The following is a 21,383-nucleotide window of genomic DNA, read 5'->3' on the forward strand; positions in this document are numbered from 1 at the left end:
CGCACATCTTGTTGTCTGATTATTGATTTTTCGCGAAACCATTTGATCATATGACAAGATGTGTATCCACCTTAACTTAATGATTTTTACCAAAATCATTAGGGGATTCATCAGTGCTTAGCGTCAGGTGCGCAGCAGGGCTTTACTGACGGGTTACGTAGCAGGACATGAGCCCCATATTGCTCTGCCGTAACCTGTTTCAGTCCCGTTAATCATCACCGTCGGGCTGGTCATACAGTTCCCAGAGCTTCAGGAGCAAACGGGAAACAAGATATGTTACAAAAATGACGACCATCAACGGTGCTCCCGATTAACTGACAGATGACACGCCTCCTGAAAACCCCTAGCATACGCCGCAGTGTTCATGCTAACGGCGAATTCCAGTAAATGTATTCTACCGATGTCGTAAAAGAAAATGCCTACCTTTCAGCCACCCGCTCGGGGCTGGAATCGAACGAGATCGCTACTCTTCAGCGCTCCTTGCCTTCCCGGTTTAATCTGCGGCATTTGAAAAAAAATGAATCATTAAAACTCGTACTGCAAAAGAAAGCGGGAAAATCACGTGTCGTGGCCTATAAATTTACGTCCGGTTCATTTAATTACACGGCGTATCGTATATCAGATAAAAAGTTCTATAACCTTTCCGATACTTCCGGGAAAGGCAGTCTCGATTATCCGTTACCGGCCACAGCAAGACTCAGTTCGCCTTTCAATCCTGCAAGACTTAACCCGGTATCGGGAAAAGTGAGTCCCCATAATGGCATTGATTATTCCATGCCCATGAACACGAAAATAGTCAGCGTCATCGACGGAAAAATCACCCGGGCCGAATACAACAGTACCATGGGATATTTTGTTGAAGTAACGGGAAAAGCCGGTGTTAAAACTCGCTATCTCCACCTCAATAAAATACTCGTTACTAAAGGGGCCAGGGTTACACGGGGAGGTGCTATTGCGTTATCCGGTAACAGCGGACGTTCATCCGGTCCTCATCTGCATTACGAGCTGGTCATCAATAACAACCCTGTTAACTCTCTGGCGTTCCGGGCAGCGGCACCCGCTGATAACAAACTCGAACAGCATGCCTTTGCGCATGCCAGAGACTACGAACGATACCTGGACTGATAACGGGACCGCGACGCGGCCCCGTCTGCCGGATTAATTTTTTTTATCGTTTTCACTTCCGTGATGTTGATGATCTCCATGCCCTCCGTGGCCGTGGAAAAGATGCATTAGCGGGCAGACCAGCAATAACAGATATGGCCAGTAACCTGCCACATGTGACCAGTGTTCGCGCAGGAGGGCAAATGCCGCGATCGCGGCGACAGCAATAAGCGCATAGGTGGTACTTTTCATACTGGACTCCTTCTGTTCGTAACTGACCCTTCACTCAGTGTTATTTCCCGAGCCTGACACTTTTCAGACGCAACGCATTCACAATGACGCTGACGGAGGAAAGAGCCATGGCCGCCGCCGCAATAACTGGCGACAGCAGTATTCCATACACAGGATAAAGCAGACCTGCAGCCACAGGCACGCCAAGTGCGTTGTAGATAAATGCAAAAAACAGATTCTGACGGATATTTTTCATGGTGATCTCTGACAGATGACGGGCCCTGTTCAGTATCATCAAGTCGCCTTTGAGAAGGGTGACTCCGGCACTTTCAATTGCCACATCTGTACCCGTTCCCATGGCTATACCCACGTCAGCCGCTGCCAGCGCCGGGGCATCATTCACACCGTCTCCGGCCATCGCAACCACATGGCCAGACTCTTTCAGTCGGGTTATCACTGCTTTTTTGCCATCCGGCAGAATTCCGGCTTCAACCTCATCTATTCCCAGTTTCCGTGCGACTGCTTCAGCAGTAAGCTGGTTATCCCCGGTGAGCATAACGATGCGGATCCCCGCCTGACGCAAAGCTTTAAGCGCATCCGGCGTGGTTGTTTTCACGGGATCCGAGATAGCTATCAGGCCTGCAAGGTCCCCGTCTGTGGCCACATAGATAACGGTAGCGCCTTCCATCCGCAACGTATCCGCAACGGCCTTTTGATTATCAATAACTATACTGTTTTCCTGCATAGCCAGTTCATTACCAATAACAACCCGTTGACCTTCGACATCGCCTGAGACACCTTTACCCGACGGTGCATCGAAATGAGTGACTGCGGGTATTGCGATCCCCTTTTCCTGTGCTGCTTTAACTACTGCCATACCCAGCGGATGCTGCGAGCCTTTTTCCACTGCGGCTGTTACACGCAAAAGAGATGTTTCCCCACCCGGATTGAGACTGATAATCCCTGTCACCGTAGGCGAACCTTCCGTGAGCGTGCCTGTTTTGTCGACAACCAGCGTGTCCACTTTTTCAAGACGCTCAAGGGCTTCGGCATTCCTGATTAACACCCCGGCCTGGGCTCCTTTGCCCACCCCCACCATTATCGACATCGGCGTGGCCAGCCCCAGCGCGCAGGGACAGGCAATAATCAGGACCGACACAGCCGCAATGAGACCGTGCGCCATCCTGGGCTCGGGCCCCCAGACAGACCAGATCACGAAAGCAACAACCGCGATAAGTATCACCAGAGGAACAAACCAGCCTGAAACGCTGTCAGCCATTCTCTGGATGGGGGCACGCGAACGCTGTGCATCAGCGACCATCTGAACAATTCGTGAGAGCATTGTTTCATCACCGACTTTCTCTGCACGGATGATGAGACTCCCTGTCTGATTAATGGTCCCCCCGATGACAGGGTCACCCTCCGTTTTGGTAACCGGCATAGATTCCCCGGTCACCATCGATTCATCAACGGTTGTTTTGCCTTCGATCACGATACCGTCGACCGGAATACTCTCTCCAGGTCTGATGCGGAGCTTATCGCCAGGCAGGACATCTTCCGCATTAATATCCGTTTCATGACCGTCATGATCCAGCCGTCTGGCGGTTTTGGGGGCAAGGTTCAGAAGCGCAGTAATGGCGCCTGAGGTTTGTTCCCGTGCCCGCAGCTCAAGAACCTGTCCCAGCAGAACAAGCACCGTAATAACTGCTGCGGCTTCAAAATAAACGGCCACCAGGCCATCCATGTTTCTGAACGATGCAGGAAACCAGGAGGGGAAGACGGTTGCAATGACGCTGTAAACCCAGGCTACGCCGGTCCCCATTGCAACAAGGGTAAACATATTCAGGGAGCGGTTACGTAACGACATTCCGGCCCGGGCGAAGAATGGCCAGCCACACCACAACACGACAGGGGAGGCCAGAAGCAGCTGCAGCCATGTGTTGTACTGTGGCGGTACTGTATTCCTCAACTCGGGAAACAGATGAGATCCCATTTCGAGTACCAGAACCGGAAACGCCAGCAACAACCCCAGCCAGAAGCGTCTTGTCATGTCGTGAAGTTCATCACTCGGCCCCGTGGATGCCGTAGCTACGAGCGGCTCCAGTGCCATTCCACAGACAGGACAGCTTCCGGGACCACTGCGGCGTATCTCCGGGTGCATCGGACATGTCCACACACCTTCAGAATTCTCTTTTTCCGCCTGGTGGTGAGGCTGTTTTATCTGATCAGGGCTGACTTCGTGATGATCGTGGTGATGGTGATGGGAATGTTCACTGGCATCTTCGGTAAGATTACGATCGGGATGGGCTTTAAATTTACTCTCACAGCTGGCGGAGCAGAAATAAAGTTGATGGTCCTGGTATCGAATGCTGCTGTGCGCCCTGTCGGGCAGGATGGCCATCCCGCACACGGGATCTCTCACCTTATGCAATACGTGGCCCTCGTCCGGGGATAATGTCTGCTCAGAAGCAGTCTGGTTGTTGTGTTGCACTGCATTGTCATTTTTCACAGTAACTCTCCTTATGCATACCGAAGCATCTTCTGTCTTCAGGGTATGTCATGGATGCGATTACCACGAATATCGCCGGCACAGGAGTGCCTGCTACCGGCGTCCCGTTATCAGCCGTTCCGCTGACTATTCGATTCGCTGGAAGACTTTTTTACTTCCATCCGGTGAGAATGCGATAACATCGTAAGCCTCTTTTCGGGCTCCCATCTCCATTCCAGGACTTCCTGCTGGCATACCGGGGGTGGCGAGACCGTATATACCTGAACCAGACTGCATTGCCTTATGTATCGTTGTCGCAGGCACATGGCCTTCAATGATCAAATTACCGGCAACCGCGGTATGACAACTTCGCAGTCCTGCAGGAATAGCATGCTTTTCTTTCAGGGCTGACAGCGCCTGATCATTCATGACGTGAGTTCGTACTTCAAACCCGTCTTTTTCCATCGCTTTGCCCCACAGGGAACAACAGCCACAGTTTTCAGATTTGTACATATCAATCACTTTTTCACTCGCCATCGCGGGCAGTGAAAGGCCGAGAGCCAGCGCCATCAGAACCACTTTTTTCATACTCACCTCTGTATATTATCGATTTAAACCCTGACGTCAGGGTGAATCAGTAAAGAAGGACACCCACAGGGGGTGCCCTTTCAGGTTCAGGACACGCTTTTTTTATGTCTGCGCAGCCAGATTAATTTGTAGGCGGCAGGAATAATGAACAGGGACAGCAGCGGAGCCGTGATCATCCCACCAATCATGGGTGCCGCGATACGGCTCATGACTTCTGAACCTGCACCGGTTCCCCAGAGTATTGGCAGCAGACCCGCAATGATCACCGCCACGGTCATGGCTTTCGGCCGGACACGCAGTACGGCACCATGATAGAGGGCTTCATCAAGGCCTTCCGGTGTGAACGTCTCTTTACGGGACAATTCCGGGTGCGCTTCAATGGCATGACGCAGATACATCAGCATGACCACGCCAAACTCTGCTGCCACCCCGGCCAGAGCGATAAACCCCGTTCCGGTTGCGACAGACATATGGAAGCCCTGCCAGTACAGGAACCATATCCCGCCAACCAGGGCGAACGGCAGGCTCATCAGGATCAGCAGGGCTTCATCAACCCGGCGGAATGCCAGATACAACAGGATGAAGATGATCATCACCGTCATCGGCACCATCAGCTTCAGTTTCTTGTTGGCATGCTCAAGCAGTTCAAACTGTCCGGAGAATGACACGCTGGTACCCGGTCTCAGTTTCACTTTCTGACTGATCGCCGTTTTAATGTCATTAACCACCGACACCATATCCCTGCCGCGCGCGTCAATGTAAATCCAGCTGGCTGGACGGGCATTTTCCGTTTTCAGCATAGTCGGCCCGGAAACGACCTTAATATCCGCAACATCGCCCAGCGTGATCTGCTGCTTCATCGGGGTCAGGATCGGCATCTGTTTCAGGGCCTGCGGGCTGTTCCGGTAATCCTGCGGATAGCGGATATTAATCGGGTACCGGGCCACGCCTTCAACCGTTTCCCCTACCGTCGCGCCGCCGATGGCTGATGAGATGAACAGCTGCACATCGCCCACCGTCATTCCGTAGCGGGAGGCTTTTTCCCGGTTGATATCCACATCAATGTAGCGCCCGCCTTCCAGTCGCTCTGCGAGAGCAGACACTACGCCGGGTACGGTTTTGGCGACCGCTTCGATACTCTGCGCCGTTGCATCGATATCGGACAGAACCGTTCCGGACACCTTGATACCTATCGGGCTTTTGATCCCGGTTGAGAGCATATCAATACGGTTACGGATTGGCGGCACCCAGAGGTTTGCCAGCCCCGGTAAACGGACGGTCCTGTCGAGTTCTTCAATAATCTTGTCAATCGTCATGCCTGGACGCCACTGATCCTCAGGTTTGAGCTGGATCGTGGTTTCAACCATTTCGAGCGGTGCGGAATCCGTGGCGGTCTCTGCTTTACCGGTCTTGCCAAATACAGAGGCCACTTCAGGAACGCTTTTGATTAACTTGTCCGTCGTCTGCAGGAGCGCTGCAGCTTCAGCCGGAGAGACACCCGGCAGGGTCGACGGCATATACAACAGGTCGCCCTCGTTAATCTTCGGCAGAAACTCACCGCCCACCTGGCTCAGCGGCCAGATAACGGTGAAAATGGACAAGGCCGCAACCAGCAGGGTTGTTTTTGGCCAGTGGAGAACCCGCAACAGCAATGGATGATACGCTTTGATCAGTACCCGGTTCAGGGGGTTACTGGTCTCTGCAGGAATTTTCCCCCGGATCCAGAATCCCATCAGAATCGGAATGACGATGATGGCCAGCGCGGCCGCGCCCGCCATGGAGTACGTTTTCGTGAATGCCAGCGGGCCAAACAGACGTCCTTCCTGACCTTCCAGGGTAAAGATAGGAATAAAGGACAGGGTGATGATCAGCAGGCTGATAAACAGTGCGGGTCCCACTTCAACGGAGGCATCGGTAATCACCTTCCAGCGGGTGGCGTTGTCAATCTGCTCACCCGGATGCTGATGATCCCACTCCTCAAGCCGCTTATGCGCATTCTCAATCATCACAATGGCGGCATCCACCATCGCACCGACGGCAATCGCTATCCCTCCCAGCGACATGATATTGGCGTTCAGTCCCTGGAAGTGCATGACGATAAAGGCGATACACAGACCAAGCGGCAGAGAGATAATCGCCACCAGGGCAGAACGTACGTGCCACAGGAACAGGGCACAGACGATGGCCACCACGATAAACTCTTCCAGAAGTTTGGAACTGAGGTTATCAATCGCCCGGTCGATGAGCTGGCTGCGATCGTAGGTGGTCACGATTTCAACGCCTTCCGGCAGGCTGGCCTTCAGCGTCTCAAGTTTATCCCTCACTGCCGTGATAACGTCGCGTGCATTTTTACCCGACCGCAGGATCACCACGCCGCCAGCGACTTCGCCCTGGCCGTTCAGCTCGGCAATACCACGCCGCATTTCAGGCCCGGTCTGCACGCGGGCAACATCCCGCAGATAAACCGGCACGCCGTTCTCGCCTGTTTTCAGGACGATGTTATTAAAATCATCAATGCTCTGAAGATAACCGCTGGCACGGACCATATACTCAGCTTCGGCCATTTCAACGGATGAGCCACCGGCCTCCTGGTTAGACGATTCAAGGGCCTGTTTCACTTCGGGCAGGCTGATACCATACTGAGACAATTTTACCGGATTGACCTGAATCTGGTACTGTTTCACCACGCCGCCAACCGAAGCGACCTCAGCCACGTTCGGGATGGTTTTCAGCTCAAATTTCAGGAACCAGTCCTGCAGAGAACGCAGTTCTGAAAGGTCGTGTTTTCCGCTGCGATCGACAAGGGCATATTCAAATATCCAGCCCACCCCCGTGGCGTCCGGACCGATTTCAGAACTCACACCGGCGGGCAGTTTTCCCTGTACCTGGTTCAGGTACTCCAGCACGCGGGAACGGGCCCAGTACAGATCGGTGCCGTCTTCAAAAATGACATACACATACGAATCACCGAACTGTGAAAAACCACGCACGGTTTTTGCGCCAGGCACGGACAGCATGGTGGTGGTAAGTGGATAGGTGACCTGGTTTTCTACAATCTGCGGGGCCTGGCCGGGATAGCTGGTTTTGATAATGACCTGCACATCTGACAGGTCAGGCAAGGCATCGACAGGCGTGTTAATAATCGTCCATGTGCCCCAGATGCTGAGAAACAGGGCCCCCATCATGACCAGGAAACGGTTGGCGACAGAGCGCCGGATAATCCATTCAATCATCGTCGTCTCCTCAGTGCCCTGAATGCATATTTACAGGCTGGTCAGACATTGCTGGCATACTGCTTTCTGTTTTTTCAGGGTGGCGCATACGTTCCAGTGCGCCCGTAATATTGGCTTCAGAGTCAATGAGGAACAGGCCACTGACCACCACGGTATCGCCTTCATTCAGGCCGGAGCCGATGCCGGACTGTTGCTGTGACTCATGCAGAACGTGGATCTGTTTCGGCACAAACTTGCCTTCATCATCAACAGTAATCACGCGCTGTTCTTTGCCGGTATCGATAACGGCCTGGCTTGGTATCAGCAGCATCTCCTGGCTTCTGGTATTCAGTTTCAGATAGGCATTCATGCCCGGCTTGAGAAACTCATCCTTATTAGAAACCTGGAGACGGACCTGAAGCGTACGGGTTGTCTGATCCACGCTGGGAAGAATATTCCATTTTTCGACATGGAATGTTTTATCCGGATAAGCCGGTACCGAAATTTCAAACTGCGACGTATCTTTCAGCAGATAGGCGATAGATTCTGGCACTGCAGCGCTGATCCAGACCGGGTCCATTCCCTGAATCTGAGCCACCACCTTATCTTTCGAAATATTCATGCCGGTGCGCAGGTCAAATGCAGTAATGACACCATCAATAGGTGCTTTAATGGTAAAACGGGTCTGAATGCTCCGGGTAGAACGCAGTCTCTGAATATCCTCTTCCGGCATACCTGCCAGGCGAAGCCGTTCCAGAACGCCTTTAATTTGCGTGGAAGTACCACCGGTGCTGGATAACAGAAGGAATTCACTCTGTGCTTCCACCCAGTCCGGAATGGTAATATCGATAAGTGGCGTCCCCTTCTTCACATGATCGCCAATCGTCATGGGGTAGACTTTTTCGACAAACCCGTCAGAACGCGCCTGCACAATAACAAACTGATACTCGTTATAGCTGACATTAGCCGGGATTGTCTGAGAATAATTCAGCATTCCTCGCGTGACTTTTTGCGTTTTTAATCCCAGATTCTGAACCTGGGTTGGGTCGATACGGATCCCGCCACTGCTTTTATCGCCACTGTCATCAGCATATTTTGGCACCAGGTCCATATCCATAAAGGGCGATTTTCCGGGTTTATCAAATTTGGTATCCGGTTTCATTGGGTCATACCAGAAAAGCACCTTTCGTTCCGGTGCCTTTTGTTCTGTTTTTTCTGTCTTTTGTGCTGAGTTTACATACTGCCAGGCAGTAACCGATATCAGCCCCCCTGCTATGAGGCTGCTGATAATTATTGCAGCATATTTTATCTTTAAAGAAGCCATACAATTTTCCGCTAAAAAATCAAAACACCTGGCATATGCGCCTGACGGTTAACTCACACATATACCTATGTGAATGTACAGGCGCACAGGATGTAATCGCTCCGGACAGCCAATCAGGACTGCGTCACGTTAATGCTTTTGAGTAAGGAGATATTACCCTGCTGAATAAACGAGAAATCGACATGGTTGCCTGTTTTCAGGGCATTAATAGCATCGTCTGCATTAACAAAAGTAAAGCGCATGGTCATTGCAGGCCAGCCCACCGCTGGAATTGCTTCATGCGAAATGGTGATTTTCTTAGTATTCATATCAATGTCTTTAACGACACCGGTGCCCTTGATAACTTGCTGTACCGAAGCATCACTGGCAGTATTCATATCGCCATGCTGATGTGTTTCAGCATGAAGACCGGCAGAAAACATGACAGAGAAGGCACCAAATAAAACGGCTTTAAGTGAATTACGCATTTTAATTTCCTGATTAATTAAATAAATTTACTCTACCCAACCGCCACCCAGCGCGGTAAACAGATTAATTTCGTTAACCTGCCGGGAATAGGTAAGATCGAGAATGGTTTGCTGGGTAGCGAAGAGGGAACGTTCTGCATCCAGCACTTCGATGTAACTGACAGCACCACTTGCATACAATCCTCTGGCACGCTGGAGAGTTATCTGAAGTGAATCAAGATAACGCTGCTGTGACTCAAGTTGCTGGCTAAGGCTGTCGCGCAGCGCAAGCGTGTCGGAAACATCCTTAAAGGCTGACTGAATTTTTTGTTCGTAATTAACCACCGACTGTTGCTGGCGAATTTCAGCCAGCTTCAGATTGGCTTTATTCCTGCCAGCATTAAATATAGGAATTTCAATTTTAGGGATAAAATTCCACATTCCACTTCCTGACGTAAACAGGCTGGACAGCTCCGTACTGCTTGCGGAAAGACCACTGGTCAGGGTAATTGAGGGGAAAAAGGCCGCTCGCGCTGCGCCAATATTGGCATCAGCCGCTTTCAGCTGATATTCCGCTTCCATAATATCCGGTCGCTGCAGCAAAATTTGTGAAGACAGATTTGGTGGCAATTTTACTGGGGCTATCTCCCCGCCTTTCATCCCTTTTTCTGACGGAAGTGCGCGGTACGTTCCCAGCACCAGTTGCAGGGCATTGTTTGCCTGAGCCAGATCGCCTTCTCGTTTGGCTATTTCGGCGCGGGTACTTTCGATTTGTCCTCGCGCCTGTTCAAGTGCCAGAACGTTCGTACTCCCGGTCACGAGCTGCTGCTCAACGAAAGCATAGGACTGTTGATAATTTTTCAGCGTTTCCCGCGCAATACGAAGTTGTTCGTACGCCAGTTGCTGGCTGAAATAGCTTTGTGAAACGTTGGATACCAGCAGGATGTGTACGGCCCGACGGGCTTCTTCGCTGGCAAAGTAGTTCTGGCGATCAGCATCACTCATGTTCTTAAGTTTGCCGAAAAAATCGAGCTCATAGCTGAGCTCCAGTCTCGCGTCGTACTCCTGTGTGGTCGGCTTGTCACCTTTCAGACCACCGCTGTATGTTATCCCGGATGAGGCATTCAGCTGGGGATAACGATCTGCATCCGTGACGTTGAACTGGGCTCGGGCCTCTTCAACCTTCAGGGCAGCCATTCTCAAATCACGGTTATTAGTCAGAGCTTCACCGATCAACCGGGTAACCTGGGGATCGACAAAAAAGTTACGCCAGCCCGTATCCTGATAGCCATTTACCGCTGGCGTCAGGCTGTTATGGGACAGTGAAAACTGCTGGGGTACCGGTGCTGCGGGCCGCTGATATTCAGGCGCAAGCGACACGCAGCCTGCCAGGATGAATATCGTGCTAATGCTGAGTAATTTTAATTTGAACATAACGCTTCTCGTCCAGGCAGACCTGGTAAATGGTTCAAATGAAGTCCAGAGTATTGATAGGGGTACTTTACCTAACGCTCTCTGTTTGCCGGGTGACAGGATAATGACAATGTTGTCATTTTTGCTGTAATCCGTTGATAACGATCGTGGGCGCAATAGAATGACATTAGCAGCCAGCCGGGGAGCAAGATGAAAATATTGATCGTCGAAGACGAAATTAAAACAGGTGAATATCTCAGCAAAGGGCTTACAGAGGCAGGGTTCGTAGTGGATCACGCTGATAATGGTCTTACCGGATATCATCTCGCCATGACAGCCGAGTATGATTTAGTCATTCTGGATATCATGCTACCTGATGTGAACGGCTGGGATATCATCCGCATGCTGCGCACTGCCGGAAAGGGTATGCCGGTCTTACTGCTGACAGCCCTCGGCACGATCGAACATAGGGTCAAAGGACTGGAACTGGGTGCGGACGATTATCTGGTTAAACCCTTTGCGTTTGCCGAACTGCTCGCCCGGGTGAGAACCCTTCTGAGGCGGGGAAACACGATGATCACGGAAAGCCAGTTTAAGGTGGCTGACCTCTCGATTGATCTCGTATCCAGAAAAGTCAGTCGCGCCGGAAACCGCATTGTGCTCACCAGTAAAGAGTTCAGCCTGCTGGAATTCTTCATTCGCCATCAGGGAGAGGTTCTTCCCCGCTCCCTGATTGCCTCTCAGGTCTGGGACATGAATTTTGACAGCGACACTAATGCGATCGATGTCGCAGTAAAGCGACTCCGCGCTAAAATAGACAACGATTACGAGACAAAGCTGATCCAGACAGTCCGGGGCGTGGGCTACATGCTGGAGGTCCCGGATGCATAGCAAACCTTCCAGACGCCCTTTCTCACTCGCTCTGCGGCTGACCTTTTTTATCAGCCTGTCCACGATACTGGCTTTTATCGCATTCACCTGGTTTATGCTGCATTCTGTTGAAAATCATTTTGCCGAGCAGGATGTCAGCGATCTTCAACAAATCAGCACCACACTGAACCGTATACTGCAGTCCCCGGTGGATCCGGATGATAAAAAAATAAGCAAAATAAAGGAATCAATTGCCAGCTACCGCAACGTTGCCCTTTTGCTCCTCAATCCCAGGGGGGAAGTGCTCTTTAGCTCAGCTCAGGGGGCGGCACTACGCCCGGCAGTGAATTCAGCAGATTTTAGCGAGCACAGCCGCGCACGGGATGTCTTTCTCTGGACGGTGGAGGATCCTGCGGGACCGATGGATACCGGGTCCAAAATGAAGATGGAAACATACAGGATTATCGCCTCCTCTGGTCAGGCGATATTTCAGGGCAAACAGCAGAACTATGTCATGCTGACTGGCCTATCCATTAATTTCCATCTCCATTACCTCGATGCGCTGAAAAAGAACCTGATTGCGATTGCCGTCGTGATAAGCCTGTTGATTGTTCTGATCATTCGAATCGCTGTCCGTCAGGGGCACCTGCCCCTTCGTAATGTCAGCAATGCCATTAAAAACATCACCTCCGAGAATCTTGATGCGCGACTGGAACCGACACGCGTTCCCATTGAGCTGGAGCAACTGGTTATCTCGTTCAATCATATGATTGGAAAGATTGAGGATGTCTTTACCCGCCAGGCCAATTTCTCTGCCGATATCGCGCATGAGATCAGAACGCCCATCACCAATCTGGTGACGCAGACTGAAATCGCACTGAGTCAGGATCGAACACAGAGGGAACTTGAGGATGTCCTCTATTCCAGTCTTGAAGAGTATAACCGGATGACCAAAATGGTCAGCGATATGCTGTTCCTGGCACAGGCAGATAATAATCAGCTGATACCTGACAGGGTCATGTTTGACCTCAGAGCGGAAGTCATGAAAGTCTTCGAGTTTTTCGAAGCCTGGGCCGAAGAACGCAATATCACGCTCAAATTTAACGGGATGCCCTGCCTGGTTGAGGGAGATCCACAAATGTTCAGAAGGGCGATCAATAATCTGTTATCCAATGCCCTGCGTTATACCCCGGAGGGACAGGCAATCACCGTCTCAATAAGAGAGCAGGAGAGCTTTTTTGACCTTGTGATTGAAAATCCGGGGAAACCAATCCCTGAAGAGCATTTATCAAGGTTGTTTGACCGTTTTTATCGGGTGGATCCGTCCAGACAACGAAAAGGAGAAGGCAGCGGCATCGGCCTTGCGATTGTGAAGTCAATCGTGGAAGCACATCACGGAAGAGTGCAGGTGGAATCGGACGTACACTCAACGCGTTTTATCTTATCCGTGCCCAGACTGGAGAAAATGATTCCGGACACCCAGTGCTGGGAATAAAGATTTAAATGACAAAGATGTCATTAGCCTGTCATGCAGCAAACAGAAGCCATTCGATATAATTAGTGCAACTTATCAGGAAGGCTGGATTGCTTTATCAATATCCGGCGTCAGTGGACGCCAGGAAATGAATATCCAGTCCCCTCCCGGAGAAATAAACACTTCCGAACCTGTTTCAGTTATGGAACTGAAAACACCGGTTGTACTCCCCCGGACATCACTAATTAAGAAATGGAGAGTTATCATGAAAAATATCGTATTAGCATCCTTGCTGGGCTTTGGCTTAATTTCTTCGGCCTGGGCCACTGAAACCGTGAATATCCATGAGCGGGTCAACAATGCACAGGCACCTGCTCACCAGATGCAGTCTGCTGCGGCTCCTGTCGGGATCCAGGGGACTGCACCTCGTATGGCCGGTATGGACCAGCATGAACAGGCCATTATTGCTCATGAAACCATGACGAACGGGTCGGCGGATGCGCACCAGAAAATGGTGGAAAGTCATCAGAGGATGATGGGAAGTCAGACCGTTTCCCCTACCGGGCCGTCGAAGTCATTAGCGGCAATGAATGAGCATGAAAGAGCTGCAGTTGCCCATGAATTTATGAATAACGGTCAGTCTGGCCCACATCAGGCCATGGCCGAAGCGCATCGTCGCATGCTCAGTGCAGGCTGACGGCGAGGGAAGTATCTGTGCTGTCCTTATTTCCTTGATAGATTTTTCCGTAACCGGATATATGGCAACATCTTTGCCCCCTACAGGGGCATTTTTATCAGATTCTGCTACAGTTAACGGGCATCAACGCTAAAAGGATATTTTTTATGAAAGCCAGAAACACTTTATTTGCAGTATTAATGTTATCCCTGCCAGCGATTTCAGCAGAACATTCAGAAATGAAAATGACTGATATGTCTACCTCGGCTTCGTCACAGGAATATATGGCTGGCATGAAAGACATGCATGACAAAATGATGGCTGCCGTAAATGAGTCCGATCCCGACAAGGCTTTTGCGAAAGGCATGGTAGCGCACCATGAAGGGGCAATAGCAATGGCTGAGACCGAGCTCAAATACGGAAAAGATCCGAAAATGAGAAAGCTCGCGCAGGACATCATTAAAGCTCAAAAAGGTGAAATTGAGCAGATGAATAAATGGCTTGATAGTCAAAAGTAAACATTGTAGAAATGTCACGACAAGCGTGATTTTACATCGTTCCTGGGCGCGGGAGTCGGTTAATCTTTATATAATTCAAACCCGATTAATTTCGGGTTTTTACTACTCTGTACTCCGGTCCTTTGTTGAGGACCGGAATATATGCACCTGAGATGCTTATTTAATACATTATCTCGTCATGGATACAATGTCGCTCAGGATCTCAACCAGCTCGCTTCTCTCCTGCGTTCCGTCATGATAGGTTGATCTTGAGATGATTCTTTCTGATGTCATCTGAGGCCAGAATTTATCTAGTACATTATCGGGTTTCATTCCCACAGCCCGGCCGATTATTTTTTTAGCGTCACAGGTGTCCGTAAACGTGACGGCTACACCAGTAATTTCCTCGATAAGATCCGGGCACAGATAGTTTTCTATCTCACGTTTGCGCGTAGCGAAAAATACCTTACCGGCCTCCTCTACTTCTTTTTTACGCTTCTGGATGGACAGAACCTGTGCAGGGTCTCCCCCAATATCGGAGTCCAGAAATACGCACCAGGGAAGCCCCAGATCTTTGGCCAGATTCAATGTAACCCAGTGTTTGACGCTACCACACCCTCCTATGAGGACTGGCACTATTTTCACGTCCTCCAGAGAGGCTGGCAGCGCACCTGACTGTTTTAATGAACTGGCCGCATGCCTCAGGAAAGTAACATCCGACTTTCCCTCTACCAGAACAATCCCCTGCGCCCTTTCCATACCGGTCTCTGGCAGCACCCCCAGGCTTTCAGTGGCTTCCTTCAGCACTGCGTCATCCGGCATTTTTACTACGGGTTCACCCGCCTCATTTCGGGTAACATAACGTACGCCTTCGACAGGGATTAATCCGGCCAGCGCCGGGACATGGGTGGTGACGATAATCTGACGGTGCGGCTGGCCTGCCAGTGCCAGTAACGCTTTCATCAGCATCATCTGATAGTTCGGATGCTGTGACGTTTCAGGCTCCTCTATGGCATAAATCACATTTCTGGGCGTCCCCGCGACATTCTTTTCAGCCTCAGCCCGAAAAAAATTCAACAGGATAAGCCTCCTTATCCCGCTGCCGCGCTTATTGATGGGGATGCCATTTTCCCCGTCCAGGGTGAAATTGAAGGTCCACTTGGGTTTCTCCTTAAATCGTGGAGTCAGTTCACTGGCGAGTTCGGGGGCCATTTCACGTAATTTATCCAGCGTTCTCTGTGCGACATCCAGGACGCTGTCCTGAATCTCATTTTCCAGCGCTGTAATTTTGTCCTGCAGCGCAGCCTGAGCGTCTTTTACGGCCTGCTGTAAGGGGTTTTTAGCTTCGGAATCCCCGTCGCTGCTTTCCCTGTCGGCTTTGAAAATCGCATACGTGGGCAGCAAATCGAGGATCTTACCCCATAATGATTTTGTGTCGGTTCCGAACTCTTTATCGACATCCAGCATAATTTCCGAACAGGTATAGGGGGCTGCGGCTTCCCTGATGGCCTGACGCCATAACGATGCAGTGCGTTTATCCGCCACATTTTTTTCAACTTCTTTTCCCACCGCCTTGAGCTCAGAAATTTTCATGCCCAGTAAATTTCTCAGGGGCTCCTCATCCGGGTGGATGCAGCGGATGCAGGTCTGCTCCGGTTTTCCTGAGGTCGTTGCTTTAAACGTTTTGACGATTTCAAAATTGCCGTCCTCATTCAGCAGATGTTCTGAGGCGAGCGTGGTCTGCACCCTGTCGTCGATCATGATAAAATCGGGCAGGTCATCAAATTCACAGGCTATTTCAAAACGGCCGTCCCCTTCTCTTAGGCTGAAACAGTTCATGTCATTCTTGTCAGCCTTCATTCCTTCTGTTTCAAAAAAAATAGCCAGCGCTTCCAGAAGCGTTGATTTCCCAAAGTCATTACGACCGACAATACCCGTCATGCTTTCATCAATAATGATTTCAGTAGAGTTTCTGTAGCCTCTGAAGTTTTTCAGTTTTAATTTTCTGAGCCGCATATGAAGTCCTGTGTGTAAGAAAGCGTTTTGCTGCAACCTGAATACAAAATATATTTTCAAATGCCTGCCAACAAGCAGGGATAACCGTTATTCAGAATATCTTAACGACATTTCGGGATTATGATCTGGTCGCGCTTTCAGAACTTTACTGCCCCTCAAAACACCGGAAACTAACTTGTGGTTGGTTACATGGCAAAGTTAAAACTCCAGAATCACGGGTAATGATTTCAATGCTTATTATATTTTTTGGAATTGACTCATGAGCTTTATAATTTAAATGATAATAATAACCATTCTTTTATGCGTAATATTTGCTACTGACACTGATGAATTTAAAAGAAGATAGATTTTCATTTACGGATTATTTCCTAAATTCATCGATAATGTGATCGACATAAAATTTTCACTGAAGAATGAAGAGATAATTTAAGGCCGAGCGAAATAGCTCAAAATGGTGTATTTAACATAACAGAAGAAATGAAAGGCTCTATCGCAACCTGATACTTCAGGCCGCTAAGGGGTTAATCTTGTTGAAGAAAAATTAGACCGGGAAGCGCCAGGCGTCACCATTTCTCCCGCCTGGCTGGAAGTGAAGAATAATTGTGCATAGCTCCGTATTCGGGCTTTGCATCTGACAATGGTTCCCTGGATGAAAGTACGATCTCCACTCCAAGGACGCTGAACACCCTAAACAAACGCTCAAAACCCGCACTTGCAGGGTTGGCCTCTAGTCGGGCATAAGTTTGCTGTGTTATACCCAAACGTTCAGAAACATCTTTTTGCGTCAGTCCATTGGCTTTGCGAAAGCCGATTAAAACAGGACGTAACTGATTCAAAGTCTTCAAAGCGTATTGAGTGTTCATAAGTGACCTTCCGTATCGACGAGTTAACAAGCATAACGCAGGGATTTACAGCATATAGGCTGTAATGCTCATTAACAGACTATAGGCTGTAATACGAATCCTGCCAAGATGCGGCATCTTTCAAATACAAGGCCGTATTGGGTAAGCAGTACACCGTTATATAGCACCCCTTGCCCCTTTGCTGGAGAGGGACCCACGTGATCGCAGGTCTTTTAGACGTTGTTGCTAACCGGCATCATACACAGGTGGTAACCCCCAGGGAAACTCTATGAGTGATAATTTATTCCTGCCCCAGTCAAAATATAAAACCTTATCTAACTAGCTTTCTTAGTATTTTATAAATGAAGTGAAATTAGCGAAGAAGTTTTACATTGTAAAGTGAGCAAAAATATTTACCATTCAACTGGCAAAATTTACAATCTGCAGCCCTTAGCCTGAGAAAATGCACATTAACAGAATAATCATCAAGTCCGATAGAGGCATAACTTACGTCCTCAAAAATATCAGAAATAAATGAGTTGAAATTACAAAAATTAACTTCACTTAACATCTTGAACACCGCAGAAATATATCTATCATGCATTATCTTGACTTCGATAACCTTAGATAAACTTGAATGCGACTTACATTTGAAGAGATCAAAGAGAAAGTAAATCAGCATATTTTTATTGTCCGAAATCCATTTTAAAATTTTATTACGTGCACATGGTAATATATACACTGGATTTTTGAAAGGGTTTGAAACGTCAACCACAAGGGAACAATAACCATGAGGATTTATTCCACTTATAATTAAGTCACTAAGTCCTTTCACTGCATTCAAATAGTTATCAAAACAAACCTCATATAAACTGGTACTATGAACTGCACATTTAGATTCAAACAACCATCTATGACGCAGATAACCAATGCCTTTAGAGTGTATATCTTCAACAATACATTTGTGACAGTAACGAATGTTTGAGATGTTTACCAATGGATATGAATTAGTTATGTGAAAATTTTTCCGACAGGCATCTTCAATAGCGTTAAAATACCCGTAAACACCAGAAGATAACGACACTATATTGGAAGTTAGTATATAACCATTTCTAGTGGCAAGAATGTCATATATATCCTGCAAGCTATGCAATTTGTACATATCAATCAGTTCGAAACGAGGAAAGGCATCGTACCTTAGTGCGCCATGCTTTGATATTATGTTCCTGCAATTGGATAAGTTATATATTATCTGTGAACGCAGAAGAAAACTGTGCCACAATTCATTTTCGTAAACCATATAACTCCCTCTTATTTAATTAGTTCCATTTTTCTGAGAAGTATCATTGTCATTGGTAGTTTATCTCTGTATTTCAAAAGCCAGCCATGCCCTCCCAGTAAAGCATCTAGACTTGTAAGTGACATCGAGTACTGCCCCTGAGATAAAACATCATTTATTAATGATGATGAGATAATATCTCTCTCGCTCCAGTCTACTCTTTTATTTTTATAGCATCGTATTGTTTTAGGAAGACAGGAATTAAGCCAGTCACATTCATGTTTATTTAGCCAATAGAAACTTGCATAACAACTTTCTTTGACTAACTTTCGTGTTATAGAAACGGATTGATTATGTATAAATCTTAATATTTTCTGCTTATGACGCCGTCTTAAAGAATCTTTTTTACATTTTTTACGCCATGAGCATAAACCGTAACAAGATGAAATTACAGAGGATACAGCTCCTTCCGATAATGAGTTTTTCTCAGCTATGGATGCCAGACTAAACCCCCTTACAGCCATAGACTTGATAAGCAATTCAGTGAATATATTAATTTTTGTGTTTCGCTTAAACGCCCTCAGGTATTTTTTATAAATAAGTGTTTTAATGTAACATCTGCTGCGACTAAATTCCTTCCCAAGGTTGCTAACACTAGTATTATTTTCAACTATATGAAAACTGTATTTCTTATGACTTTTAAAGATTTCTTTCTTTTTATTAGTACGACTTCCTGCATACGTTGGCCAGCAAGTATTTAACAAACAATAACAAAGCAAAAGATGCTTTGTGGGATGCTGACAACATTTGTCTTTGAGTATAGGCTCCCAGTAATGATAATCAGTTAGGGATGTTGGTATAAGTCCCGATGAACCCTCCCCAAATAACTGGCACTTAGCATAAACATGTGCGTAGAATACATTTTTCTTTAAATTTCCATCCAATGATAATAAATTCAACTTTTTAAGTACATCCATGTAATTGGGGTGTGTAATATCTTTTCTTCTGATTATATTTAGGGACTCATAACAAAACTTAGCAAAATCGAAGTCTATCTCATTGCTAAGTTGTTCTGTATACGAAACAGGAGGCATCAGTCCAATACGTATGTGCGGTGAAGAAGGGACATGGATGCTTTCAAGCGCTACCGGATGCCGATGGCAGGTTGTAACCCCATGAAGCTGATGCGCCAGATGCCAATAAGTAACACCATAATGAAAAGTATCTTCACGAGCGCAAACCGGGCAAAACTTCAATAGTGTGCGCTGCCCTAGTGAAAAATTACTAAGGCGGCACAATCGATTAAGCCTGGCAGGGGTCGTGTTGAAATCCATAATTTCATTACGACTGATTGGTAGTGCCCAGGCAAAAAGAGGGAGTAAAGTCTGTTCATGCCAGAGCTGATCTGCACTTTCGGATGTATGAAGAGAAATAGCCTTTAATCCTGAATTGAGAATTGGATGGACGTTCATATCAGGTTTGTTGAAAATGATCGTTAACAGAGAAGATGGGGACATACCGTACACGGTAGTTGTCCGACAAAACCGGCTGAACAAGGATTCATCAGGCAAAACAGGCAACATTCTCATTTCCCACACCTCTCTTTGACCGTTACGAACTGTTACCTCATTACAATTTATTAAGTGGATCTATATTTATAAGCCCGCAACGCTGAAGAGCATCGTAGGTATTTTTCTTTTCAGCTGTTCTGTTGATAACAAGATCGTGGTCAAGAGACAGTATTTTCTCGTCGAAATTGCGCAAAACCTCGTCTATTTTTCCTACGAATTCCTTGTGCTGTGGCCTGTCTATATCCCCAGGGATCAAAGACTTTAGGGACTTCTCTGCCATGATTTTAGCCGAAGCATCACCCTCATTAGATGCAGAGAGCCATTTAGCTTCCTCATCTTCAGTCGCGGCCCCCGGGAGTGGAGTATCCTTATATTCCTCCGTATGACTCACGAGTACCGGTACAGAGGCCGACAAGACTGCGCCAGTGATGATTTCATTGCCGCTACCGATAACCTTTAATTGTGCCCCCCGATAAATCATCTGAGCCAATCCAATATTGCCTTTAGATAAAATGAATAATTTTTCGTTTAACTCATCATTTAATGGAGTTTCAACATTTGTCCATTGTAATGGCCATAAATAATGAATAAACGATTGCCAGTCTTGTGAATCGTATCTAACATTCTTAATTTTCATGTAACCACCAGACTCTGCCCGCCTGGCAATTCTCATTTTCTTTGTCAGCGTCTCGTCAAAAGGATGATTTCCACAAAAAACCATAGATACCCCCATGGAATCTACAATTTCATGTAAAAAATCAATCAACTTACTCTCACCCCCGGTTCTTGAAAATTTAAGCCTCTGCATTTCATCAATAACAAGGATACCCAAAAATGATGATTTAATTCTTTGTGCAATCTGGCGAGCCAGAGCACCATTTCTAATCTCAGGTGTAGTTCGTTCAATACCAATTGCATCATCTAATTTTTGTAAAATCTCTTCACAAAGGTCTCTCACACTTGAATTGTATGGACAATTAATCTTTACCCATACAATTTGCTTACTGAAGCCGGGAAAAACTCCTTTATAGCTGCTGTGTTCTATAATCTGAGGGAAATGATCCATGACTTGCTCAATCATGGTAGTTTTTCCAGAACCACTCATTCCAACTATCGTAATAGTTTCAGCCTGGGATTTAAAATATCCACTTTCTGGCTCAATATCAGGACGCTCATTTCCATAGTAATGAAGATATTGAATTGTTCCGCTTTTTAAAGGATTACGAGCTGCATAGCTCTGAGAGATCCCCTCATAATTTCCCCAAAGCGTAACCATGTGTGAATAAATTTTGAGCTAGTAGGGTTGCAGCCACGAGTAAGTCTTCCCTTGTTATTGTGTAGCCAGAATGCCG

18 protein-coding genes are annotated in these 21,383 nt (G+C 47.7%); 5 read left to right on the top strand and 13 right to left on the bottom strand.

Translation table 11 applies throughout. The annotated features are described in order from the left end of the window. The first annotated feature begins 387 nt into the window (after positions 1–387). Positions 388–1,125, top strand: a complete 738-nt coding sequence (locus tag ACOTX5_RS23965) for a peptidoglycan DD-metalloendopeptidase family protein (RefSeq protein WP_000287501.1) — start codon at positions 388–390, stop codon at positions 1,123–1,125. A gap of 33 nt (positions 1,126–1,158) precedes the next feature. Here the strand turns inward: ACOTX5_RS23965 and ACOTX5_RS23970 are convergent, their stop codons facing one another. The 7 genes from ACOTX5_RS23970 to silC all read right to left on the bottom strand — a co-directional run bounded on the left by ACOTX5_RS23970 (position 1,159) and on the right by silC (position 10,827). After that, a complete protein-coding gene (locus ACOTX5_RS23970; protein WP_000843494.1) occupies positions 1,159–1,356 on the bottom strand; it encodes a DUF2933 domain-containing protein in 198 nt (65 codons plus the stop codon). A 40-nt stretch (positions 1,357–1,396) separates the two neighbouring features. After that, positions 1,397–3,844 carry an Ag(+)-translocating P-type ATPase SilP gene (gene silP / locus ACOTX5_RS23975; RefSeq protein ID WP_058587438.1) on the bottom strand — a complete coding sequence of 816 codons (2,448 nt, stop codon included), beginning with the start codon at positions 3,842–3,844 and terminating at the stop codon, positions 1,397–1,399. Positions 3,845–3,970: 126 nt separating this feature from the next. Next, a complete protein-coding gene (locus tag ACOTX5_RS23980) occupies positions 3,971–4,411 on the bottom strand; it encodes a DUF411 domain-containing protein (RefSeq protein ID WP_000758228.1) in 441 nt (146 codons plus the stop codon). 86 nt (positions 4,412–4,497) lie between these two features. Then, positions 4,498–7,644 (bottom strand): Cu(+)/Ag(+) efflux RND transporter permease subunit SilA, encoded by a 3,147-nt coding sequence (gene silA / locus ACOTX5_RS23985; RefSeq protein WP_000574029.1) that lies wholly within the window; start codon positions 7,642–7,644, stop codon positions 4,498–4,500. A gap of 10 nt (positions 7,645–7,654) precedes the next feature. Next, positions 7,655–8,947, bottom strand: a complete 1,293-nt coding sequence (gene silB, locus ACOTX5_RS23990; RefSeq protein ID WP_000157620.1) for a Cu(+)/Ag(+) efflux RND transporter periplasmic adaptor subunit SilB — start codon at positions 8,945–8,947, stop codon at positions 7,655–7,657. 113 nt (positions 8,948–9,060) lie between these two features. Beyond that, a complete protein-coding gene (gene cusF, locus ACOTX5_RS23995) occupies positions 9,061–9,414 on the bottom strand; it encodes a cation efflux system protein CusF (RefSeq protein ID WP_001246155.1) in 354 nt (117 codons plus the stop codon). Positions 9,415–9,441: 27 nt separating this feature from the next. Continuing rightward, positions 9,442–10,827, bottom strand: coding sequence for a Cu(+)/Ag(+) efflux RND transporter outer membrane channel SilC (silC, locus tag ACOTX5_RS24000; protein WP_000475506.1), 1,386 nt, complete (start codon positions 10,825–10,827; stop codon positions 9,442–9,444). Between the two features lie 189 nt (positions 10,828–11,016). Here silC and silR point away from each other — a divergent pair, with 189 nt between their 5' ends. From silR to copM, 4 genes are all read left to right on the top strand, one after another. After that, a complete protein-coding gene (gene silR, locus ACOTX5_RS24005) occupies positions 11,017–11,697 on the top strand; it encodes a copper/silver response regulator transcription factor SilR (RefSeq protein WP_000697968.1) in 681 nt (226 codons plus the stop codon). Then, positions 11,690–13,171 carry a copper/silver sensor histidine kinase SilS gene (gene silS, locus ACOTX5_RS24010; RefSeq protein ID WP_001377740.1) on the top strand — a complete coding sequence of 494 codons (1,482 nt, stop codon included), beginning with the start codon at positions 11,690–11,692 and terminating at the stop codon, positions 13,169–13,171. The genes silR and silS overlap by 8 nt, the downstream gene beginning before the upstream one ends. Before the next feature lie 244 nt (positions 13,172–13,415). Further along, a complete protein-coding gene (silE, locus tag ACOTX5_RS24015) occupies positions 13,416–13,847 on the top strand; it encodes a silver-binding protein SilE (RefSeq protein WP_000790485.1) in 432 nt (143 codons plus the stop codon). Positions 13,848–13,993: 146 nt separating this feature from the next. Further along, positions 13,994–14,344 carry a CopM family metallochaperone gene (gene copM, locus ACOTX5_RS24020; protein ID WP_000647571.1) on the top strand — a complete coding sequence of 117 codons (351 nt, stop codon included), beginning with the start codon at positions 13,994–13,996 and terminating at the stop codon, positions 14,342–14,344. Between the two features lie 168 nt (positions 14,345–14,512). Here the strand turns inward: copM and ACOTX5_RS24025 are convergent, their stop codons facing one another. From ACOTX5_RS24025 to ACOTX5_RS24050, 6 genes are all read right to left on the bottom strand, one after another. Beyond that, positions 14,513–16,339 carry an AAA family ATPase gene (locus tag ACOTX5_RS24025; RefSeq protein ID WP_001239419.1) on the bottom strand — a complete coding sequence of 609 codons (1,827 nt, stop codon included), beginning with the start codon at positions 16,337–16,339 and terminating at the stop codon, positions 14,513–14,515. A gap of 563 nt (positions 16,340–16,902) precedes the next feature. Continuing rightward, on the bottom strand, positions 16,903–17,202 hold the full coding sequence (locus ACOTX5_RS24030) for a helix-turn-helix domain-containing protein (RefSeq protein ID WP_001097216.1): 300 nt from the start codon (positions 17,200–17,202) through the stop codon (positions 16,903–16,905). A gap of 352 nt (positions 17,203–17,554) precedes the next feature. Beyond that, positions 17,555–18,481 (bottom strand): hypothetical protein, encoded by a 927-nt coding sequence (locus tag ACOTX5_RS24035; RefSeq protein ID WP_063438912.1) that lies wholly within the window; start codon positions 18,479–18,481, stop codon positions 17,555–17,557. A gap of 11 nt (positions 18,482–18,492) precedes the next feature. Further along, entirely contained in the window at positions 18,493–20,049 is a 1,557-nt protein-coding gene (locus ACOTX5_RS24040; RefSeq protein WP_001324699.1) for a TnsD family Tn7-like transposition protein, read from the bottom strand. Positions 20,050–20,089: 40 nt separating this feature from the next. Further along, entirely contained in the window at positions 20,090–21,307 is a 1,218-nt protein-coding gene (locus ACOTX5_RS24045; RefSeq protein ID WP_221903787.1) for an ATP-binding protein, read from the bottom strand. Beyond that, positions 21,282–21,383: hypothetical protein (locus ACOTX5_RS24050; protein ID WP_223230349.1), on the bottom strand; the 102-nt coding region annotated here is incomplete at its 5' end. The genes ACOTX5_RS24045 and ACOTX5_RS24050, both read right to left, overlap by 26 nt.

This window comes from Enterobacter cloacae complex sp. IR5441, assembly GCF_049238215.1.
Lineage (GTDB): Bacteria > Pseudomonadota > Gammaproteobacteria > Enterobacterales > Enterobacteriaceae > Enterobacter > Enterobacter hormaechei_C.

Coding starts and splice junctions, on each gene's coding strand:
- silE (WP_000790485.1), top strand. CDS start 13,416: ATGAAAAATATCGTATTAGCATCCTTGCTGGGCTTTGGCTTAATTTCT.
- ACOTX5_RS23970 (WP_000843494.1), bottom strand. CDS start 1,356: ATGAAAAGTACCACCTATGCGCTTATTGCTGTCGCCGCGATCGCGGCA.
- ACOTX5_RS23965 (WP_000287501.1), top strand. CDS start 388: ATGTATTCTACCGATGTCGTAAAAGAAAATGCCTACCTTTCAGCCACC.
- ACOTX5_RS24045 (WP_221903787.1), bottom strand. CDS start 21,307: ATGGTTACGCTTTGGGGAAATTATGAGGGGATCTCTCAGAGCTATGCA.
- silS (WP_001377740.1), top strand. CDS start 11,690: ATGCATAGCAAACCTTCCAGACGCCCTTTCTCACTCGCTCTGCGGCTG.
- copM (WP_000647571.1), top strand. CDS start 13,994: ATGAAAGCCAGAAACACTTTATTTGCAGTATTAATGTTATCCCTGCCA.
- ACOTX5_RS23980 (WP_000758228.1), bottom strand. CDS start 4,411: ATGAAAAAAGTGGTTCTGATGGCGCTGGCTCTCGGCCTTTCACTGCCC.
- ACOTX5_RS24030 (WP_001097216.1), bottom strand. CDS start 17,202: ATGAACACTCAATACGCTTTGAAGACTTTGAATCAGTTACGTCCTGTT.
- cusF (WP_001246155.1), bottom strand. CDS start 9,414: ATGCGTAATTCACTTAAAGCCGTTTTATTTGGTGCCTTCTCTGTCATG.
- ACOTX5_RS24040 (WP_001324699.1), bottom strand. CDS start 20,049: ATGAGAATGTTGCCTGTTTTGCCTGATGAATCCTTGTTCAGCCGGTTT.
- silA (WP_000574029.1), bottom strand. CDS start 7,644: ATGATTGAATGGATTATCCGGCGCTCTGTCGCCAACCGTTTCCTGGTC.
- silC (WP_000475506.1), bottom strand. CDS start 10,827: ATGTTCAAATTAAAATTACTCAGCATTAGCACGATATTCATCCTGGCA.
- silB (WP_000157620.1), bottom strand. CDS start 8,947: ATGGCTTCTTTAAAGATAAAATATGCTGCAATAATTATCAGCAGCCTC.
- silR (WP_000697968.1), top strand. CDS start 11,017: ATGAAAATATTGATCGTCGAAGACGAAATTAAAACAGGTGAATATCTC.
- ACOTX5_RS24035 (WP_063438912.1), bottom strand. CDS start 18,481: ATGGTTTACGAAAATGAATTGTGGCACAGTTTTCTTCTGCGTTCACAG.
- ACOTX5_RS24025 (WP_001239419.1), bottom strand. CDS start 16,339: ATGCGGCTCAGAAAATTAAAACTGAAAAACTTCAGAGGCTACAGAAAC.